This is a genomic window from Algoriphagus antarcticus (genome assembly GCF_002150685.1).
GTDB classification, from domain to species: Bacteria; Bacteroidota; Bacteroidia; order Cytophagales; family Cyclobacteriaceae; genus Algoriphagus; species Algoriphagus antarcticus.
Genome location: NZ_MSSW01000117.1, coordinates 1 through 7,112 on the forward strand (window position 1 = coordinate 1; position 7,112 = coordinate 7,112).

General features: G+C 33.1%; 7 protein-coding genes. All 7 read left to right on the plus strand.

Features of this window, described 5'->3' with window-relative positions:
- Positions 1–344: 344 nt before the first annotated feature.
- The 7 genes from BVH04_RS24665 to BVH04_RS24695 all read left to right on the plus strand — a co-directional run bounded on the left by BVH04_RS24665 (position 345) and on the right by BVH04_RS24695 (position 6,946).
- Positions 345–863, plus strand: a complete 519-nt coding sequence (locus BVH04_RS24665) for a GNAT family N-acetyltransferase (RefSeq protein ID WP_086544124.1) — start codon at positions 345–347, stop codon at positions 861–863.
- 156 nt (positions 864–1,019) lie between these two features.
- A complete protein-coding gene (locus BVH04_RS24670) occupies positions 1,020–1,769 on the plus strand; it encodes a hypothetical protein (RefSeq protein ID WP_086544125.1) in 750 nt (249 codons plus the stop codon).
- Positions 1,770–1,950: 181 nt separating this feature from the next.
- The gene (locus BVH04_RS24675) at positions 1,951–2,685 is read left to right on the plus strand and encodes a nuclear transport factor 2 family protein (protein ID WP_169714518.1); all 735 of its coding nucleotides are present in this window, start codon (positions 1,951–1,953) and stop codon (positions 2,683–2,685) included.
- Positions 2,686–2,877: 192 nt separating this feature from the next.
- A complete protein-coding gene (locus BVH04_RS24680; RefSeq protein ID WP_086544127.1) occupies positions 2,878–3,303 on the plus strand; it encodes a hypothetical protein in 426 nt (141 codons plus the stop codon).
- Between the two features lies 1 nt (position 3,304).
- Positions 3,305–4,582 carry a hypothetical protein gene (locus BVH04_RS24685; protein ID WP_086544128.1) on the plus strand — a complete coding sequence of 426 codons (1,278 nt, stop codon included), beginning with the start codon at positions 3,305–3,307 and terminating at the stop codon, positions 4,580–4,582.
- Positions 4,583–4,658: 76 nt separating this feature from the next.
- Entirely contained in the window at positions 4,659–5,786 is a 1,128-nt protein-coding gene (locus BVH04_RS24690; protein WP_086544129.1) for an adenine-specific methyltransferase EcoRI family protein, read from the plus strand.
- Positions 5,783–6,946, plus strand: a complete 1,164-nt coding sequence (locus BVH04_RS24695; protein WP_086544130.1) for an HNH endonuclease family protein — start codon at positions 5,783–5,785, stop codon at positions 6,944–6,946. Before BVH04_RS24690 ends, BVH04_RS24695 begins: the two co-directional genes overlap by 4 nt.
- Positions 6,947–7,112 lie beyond the last annotated feature (166 nt).

Consider the following 7,112-nt stretch of genomic DNA (forward strand, 5'->3'; position numbering starts at 1 on the left):
ATATAGAGTTCCTGTTCGTCAGTACAGACACCGCAGTCTGGCTTACTTCAGTGCATACCTCGCGGTAAACCACCTTGCCACTTGCTTGGCTTCGGGTAACGACTCCCGCGCTTAAGGGACTTTCACCCGTTGGAACGACCATCTTTTTGGTCTATATTCACCATTCAAGGCACACACAGCACCTACAAGAAATTGGCGGTTCAGTACTCCGCAGTCACATTTGTGGTTAATCAAACATTGGTTCTCCGCATCAAGTTTTGTGGTGAAAATCGCCAACTTCTTGTAGCTGCAAAACGTTAGCGGTCATTGTAAACCGACACTCATATAAAAACTGACAACTAAAAATGATAGAAACTAAAAGACTTATTTTACGACCATTAACTTACGACCAATTAGTAAAATACACTAAATGCGACAATTCTTTGGAAGAAGAACTAAACTTGAATGAAACATCGAGGACAATATCACCCGAATTGAAAGAAGCATTTGAACAAACAATTTTACCAAACGTAGCCGATAAAACTAAAAATTACTTGTATTCTACACTTTGGACAGCTATTTCAAAAACTGAAAATAAAATGATAGGTGACCTATGTATTGTTGGTGAACCAAATGCCGAAGGTGAAATAGAAATTGGTTATGGAACTTATGACGAATTCCAAGGGAAGGGATTTATGACAGAAATTGTAGGTGGAATTATTGACTGGACAAAAACACAATCTTCTGTAAAATCAATTATCGCCTCGACAGACAAAACAAATACAGCATCTTTCAAAGTGCTTCAAAAAAATAATTTTATTAAAATTGGCGACTCAGAAACATTATTTAATTGGAAATTAGAAATAAATAACAAAACAATTTAATGACGAAAAACAACGAACCGCTAACAGCACCTACAAAAAATTGGCGGTTCAGTGGTTAAATGAAGCTTTGTGCTACGTATCAAGTTTTGTGGTGGCAGACAGTTTTGTGCTTCGAAATCGCCAACTTCTTTTAGCTGCGAACCGTTGCCACCAATTATGAAAAAAATCCTGCAAATAACAATATTTCTATTTTCAATCGGAGTTTTCGCTTGCGATTGCGATGAACCGAAAATAACGGAAAAATTTATTGAGTCTGAATTTGTTGCTAACATAACAATTCTAAAAATCTATCCGAATCAAAAGAATGAACAAGGATATAAAGCAGATATAAAGATTAATGAATTGTATAAAGGCGAACAACTGAAATCAATTTATGTTTATGGCAGAAGTGATAATGGAATTGGAAGTTCTTGCGATATTTATATTCCAACAAATACAAAGTTAGTTGCTTATGCAAGAAAAAATAAAGACGGGAATTTTGGAATCGGAATGTGTTCTGGTTTGCTATATTTAAATAAAAGCAATCAGAAAAAACAAAAACGAGAATTGGAAATATTAAAAGTTTTCAAGGAAAAAAATATTAATTCGACTGACAAAATAACTTATAGAGAAAAATCAAAACTTCGTGAGGATTTAAAACAATTTAAAGGAATTGAACTTGACAAAAATTTTGGAATTTATGAAATAACTTTCGCTTCTGATTTGACAATTAAAACTGTGACTGAAATAAGTGGATTTAAAAACCCGATAGACCAAAAACTGATAGAAATAATCGAGAAATCCGAATGGTCAAGTAATGACAACGGAATTAATGACAAAGTACCTGAAAATAGTAAATTAATAGTCGGAATATATTTCTATCCAGAAGAAAAAGGAAATCCGAGCTTTTTAAGTAAATACTATTGAAAAAATAACTGGTGGCAACACCGTGTATAATTCATTGCTAGGCTTTTGCGTACTTGGAAATTCCTGCGGAATTTCCTCTGGTTCGTTTTTGTTTACTAATTTAGTTGCTGAAACACGCAACGAAATCATACACCAAACGTTGCCACACATTTGAAAAATGATGCGATTAAAACTAATAACAATGATTATCTTGATGATTTGTGTAAAAAGCCTTGCACAAAGAAGTGGAGAACTGTATAACACAATTTCCAAACTTGACAGTACTTTTTTTAAAGCACTAAATGACTGCGACCTCAAAAAATATGAATCTTTTTTAGCCTTTGATTATGAGTTTTATCACGACAAACAGGGCTTAACAGTTTCAAAAGGAAATGAAATGAAGTCAATGGAATTGTTTTGTGGAGAGCAACGAGAAAGACAACAAATTAAAAGAATACTGATAAATGAGAGTCTTGAAGTATACCCTGTTACAAATTACGGAGCTATTGAAAATGGAGAACATATTTTTCATCTCGTAATAGATGACAACATAAGTAAACCTATATCAAAAGCTAAATTCACAAGTATATGGCGGTTTGACAATAATGAATGGAAACTTGCAAGAACAATAAGTTATAATCACATTCCATACGGAAAAATTCAACTTAAGGATGAAATTCTGGGATTATACGAAGGGAATTATCAATCTTCTGATAGAATGGTCAACATAAAAAAAGAAGGAAAAACTCTTAAAATGACTGACTTGGTAGACAAAAAAGAAGTATGGAGTGCTGAAATGCTTGCAGAAACAGAAGATATGTTCTATTTAAATCAGAATAATATCCAAATTCAGTTTATAATGGAAAAAGGAAAAGCCAAAAAATTAGTCGTTTACGAAAATGGCAATCAAATAGAGGAAGCTATAAAAAGCCAATAAAAACGTGTGGCAACACCGTATATAAGCTATGGCTTGGTCTGTACCCATTTGGAAAATCTTTGGATTTCCCAAAGTTGGTTTATATTTGGAGAGGTTCGTGCTAAAACACGCCACAGCTCATATACAAACACGTTAGGTGCAAGCGTAAAGAAAGACACAACCGACAGTAAACGAATAAACATTTAAGGCAATATGACATTTGAAAAAATACATTCTGACACCAATTGTGACTGTTTATCAAAAGCAGTAATTGACACATCTAGTGAATACGTTCGAAAACTGAGAAAAGACAAAGTTGAAGATAAAGACTTTCTTACACACTGGGAAAGAGAAATTCGACCTGAGGCGGAAGATTGTGAAACTATCTGCTCATACAAAGGAGTTTCAATTAACCAAGTAAAGCCTGAATTTGAAAATCAAATATTGGAAAAATATAAAACCACATTTACAATCAACCCTAAAAAGGGGGCACACTACTTAAAATTCAGATTGAATGAGGACACTGGTAAAGTAAAGTATTCACCAGAGGAAGACGACAAAAGTCATTATAATTTATTCAAAGCTGATGATTTCAATTTGGATAAAATAGTTATTGTTGAAACAGTTAAATTTGCATAGAATGAACGAATTTAATTTACATACAAAACAAATACTAAAAAACGACCAAGTGGAAATCGTTAGTAATTATTCTGTTCTTCATTTTGACGACTTCCCCATTCTATATATTGGAACAAATAAATATGGCAATAAGATAATAGGTTCACATCTTGAAGAAGACGATGACACAAAAACTATCTTGACATTGCATACTATTTTAACAAATAAGGAATTCCATCAATTTATGAATGGGAAAATTTCATATTTAGAGATACTTAAACAATCTAGTTCTTTAAGCCTTGTTCAAAAGGACTTTAAATTTAAAATTAAAAAAGCTTTCGATATTGATTTCAACTCATTACCTGTTGAATATCTGCCAACAACCGAATCTTATTGTCCAGCAACAGTAAAAGCACATTCATTAACTTTTTCAATTAGCCTAAAGGGTAAACTGGCAGACTTGAACAAGGCAATTGCAGATGAGGTTTCTAAAATACAAAATGGCTTCACAGAATTTCTAGAAGACAGAATAAAATCTTTAAAAGGTTTCAATTTGGTTCCTAAAGCTTTATTGCAACCGTATGCAGAAGGAAGCTTTAAAATAAACTTTGAATTAGACATAAGCCAAAAAGACAAAAAAGGAGGAAATCTTTTTCTACCCCAAGCACCAATTGATAAATATATTGCAAATTATATTAGTTACATTTCTGAAAACTTCACTAAAGACAAGGATATATTTACTTCAGAAAACAATGAATTTTCCGAAAAACTTAAAGAGTTAGAAACAATTCTTAATGAAGTTTATGAAAAAGCCTTAATCAATAAACCCGAAAACTTAAAAGACTCTATTAAAGCTGACATTATAAAATCGGCAGGTAAATTTGAAAAAATAACTGAACAAATTGGCGAACACTTTGAAAGTCTTTCAATATTAAATGTATCTCAAACAGATGAAACTCCTCTTGCGTTTATGGATATTAAATTTTGTAAAGATTTTCAATCAAGTGTTGAGGACATTGAGATTTCTAAAAAAGGAATGACAATAGACGATGAGTTTAAAGAATACAAAATTTACATATATCACTTAAATACAGACACAAGAACTGGAAACGCATTTATAAGAAACATAGACAATGATGAAGAAATGTCGAAGCCCAAAATTAAAATAAATGGAGACGATGGACTTGAACAGACCAAATATACCGAAAGCCTTTACCTAAATAAATGGATTGCCGTAAAAGCAAAAGCAAAAAAAGTTGGTGAAAAATATAACCATTTAGACATTGAATACGAAAATTGAAACTAACAAAAACAGAAAATACGACATCTGTAAACAAAAAATTAATTTTAAGAACAAAAAAATAGTTGAATAAAATATGGCAAATAGTAACCTGACAAATGCAAGAAACGCAAAGAATGATGAATTTTATACGCAATACCACGACATACAAAAAGAAATTGAAGCGTATTTAGAATTTAATCCAAATGCTTTTCGTGGCAAGACAGTTCTTATGCCTTGTGACGACCCTGAATGGAGCAACTTCACAAAGTTTTTTGCACAAAATTTTGAACGATATGGACTTAAAAAACTTATTAGTACAAGTTATGCCCCAGACAGCAAAACCTATAAAACCAACTATCAACCAACCCTTTTTGAAGTTAACGACCCTCAATTTGACGAATATAAAACTGTAAAAAATGGCAAAATATTTACACTGACAAGGGACAAATCGGGTGACGGAAAAATTGATGTAAATGATTTAGAATGGGAATACTTAAAAGGTGATGGAGATTTTAATAGCAAAGAGATAAAAAAACTTAGAGACGAGGCAGATATAATTATTACAAATCCACCATTCTCATTGTTTCGTGATTTTCTAGCTTGGGTCATTGAAGCAGACAAACAATTTTTAATAATTGGGAATATGAACGCCATAGCTTATAAGGAGTTATTTCCTCACATTAAAGAAAATAAAGTTTGGTTAGGTGCAACCAACTTTAATAAAGGTATGTATTTCAAAGTTCCATCTGACTTTGTTTATGCGGACACTTACAAATTTGAAAAAGAACAAAATGGAGAAAAAGTTAATCGTGTGCCAGGTGTTTGTTGGTTTACAAATATTGACCACGGGAGACGACACCAACCAATGCCTTTGATGACAATGGAGGATAATTTGAAGTTTAGTAAACATAAGGAAATCAAAGGCAAAGAATCTTATGACACATACGAGAATTATGATGCAATTGAAGTCCCATTTGCAGATGCTATTCCAAGCGATTATAAAGGTATAATGGGAGTTCCGATTTCATACCTTGATAAATACTGTCCAGAGCAATTTGAAATAATAGGTTCAAATTTAACACACGGAATACCTATGTCTGAGGTTGTTAAGAAAGGAACATTTGTCCAAGGCGGTCCAAGTTTTTATACCGCCAATGGTGACGGTACTTTTAAGCGTATATATACAAGAATTCTCATTAAAAACAACATTATCAAAAAATGAAAACAACATTACGCACAGACATAACAGTGAAAGATATTTGCGATGGTTTTGTATATAACCAACTTGAAGGTAAAGGATTATTTGGCTTGTCTGGTAAATTAACTATTCAACCCGAATACCAACGAAATTATATTTATGCAGACGGCAAAAGAGATGTTGCCGTAATTGAATCTATTTTAAAAGGGTATCCGTTAGGCTTAATTTATTTCAATAAAATTAACGACAATAATCTTGAAGTATTAGACGGTCAACAGCGTATTACAAGTTTCGGACGATTTGTAACTAATAAATTATCTATCAAAGACGAAAGTGGAATGGAGCAATATTTTGACAGTATTGCAAGTGATAAACAAGCAAAGATTTTAGAAGCAAAACTTCTTATTTATGAATGTGAAGGAACTGAAAGCGAAATAAAAGAGTGGTTTAAAACAATCAACATTGCTGGTGTTCCACTTAACGAACAGGAATTATTAAATGCAGTATATTCTGGTCCGTTTGTTACACTTGGCAAAGAAGAATTTAGTAATAGTCAAAACGCAAACATTCAAAAATGGAGTGCTTATGTTTCGGGTAGTGCAGACAGACAGAAATTTTTAGAAAGAGCATTTGATTGGGTAAGTAAAGGTAACATTGGCGACTATATGAGTCGACACCGTTTCGACAAAAACATTACAGAGTTAAAAAATTATTTTACAAGTGTCATCGACTGGGTTTCGACTGTGTTTATAGACGTTGAAAGTGAAATGCAAGGACTTGAATGGGGACGTTTGTATGAAACATATCGCAAACAACCATATAATTCAAAGACTGTATCAGAAGAATTAAAAAAACTCTATGCCGACCCTTATGTAAAAAGCCGAAAAGGAATATTTGAGTTTATTTTGGGCGGTGCGACAGACACAAAGTTGCTTGAAGTTCGTGTATTTGACGAAGCAACCAAAAAATCTATCTGTGCAAAACAAACAGCAGAAGCCGAGAAAAAAGGAATTTCAAATTGTCCTTTATGTGCTTTAGGACACGACTCAAACAAAACTAAAATTTGGAAATTAGCGGAAATGGATGCTGACCACGTAACAGCTTGGAGTAAAGGCGGAGCGACAGACACGAAAAATTGTCAAATGTTATGCAAGACACACAACAGAGCAAAAGGAAACAGATAAAATATAGCGAACGGCATAGACATAATGAACAGAACGCCAGCACCTAACAGCACCTACAAGAAATTGGCGGTTCAGTGGTTAAATGAAGCTTTGTGCTTCGTATTAAGTTCAGTGCTGGCAGACAGATTTGTGCTTCGAAATCGCCAACTTCTTGTAGCTGCAAACC

Coding starts and splice junctions, on each gene's coding strand:
- BVH04_RS24665 (WP_086544124.1), top strand. CDS start 345: ATGATAGAAACTAAAAGACTTATTTTACGACCATTAACTTACGACCAA.
- BVH04_RS24670 (WP_086544125.1), top strand. CDS start 1,020: ATGAAAAAAATCCTGCAAATAACAATATTTCTATTTTCAATCGGAGTT.
- BVH04_RS24675 (WP_169714518.1), top strand. CDS start 1,951: ATGATTATCTTGATGATTTGTGTAAAAAGCCTTGCACAAAGAAGTGGA.
- BVH04_RS24680 (WP_086544127.1), top strand. CDS start 2,878: ATGACATTTGAAAAAATACATTCTGACACCAATTGTGACTGTTTATCA.
- BVH04_RS24685 (WP_086544128.1), top strand. CDS start 3,305: ATGAACGAATTTAATTTACATACAAAACAAATACTAAAAAACGACCAA.
- BVH04_RS24690 (WP_086544129.1), top strand. CDS start 4,659: ATGGCAAATAGTAACCTGACAAATGCAAGAAACGCAAAGAATGATGAA.
- BVH04_RS24695 (WP_086544130.1), top strand. CDS start 5,783: ATGAAAACAACATTACGCACAGACATAACAGTGAAAGATATTTGCGAT.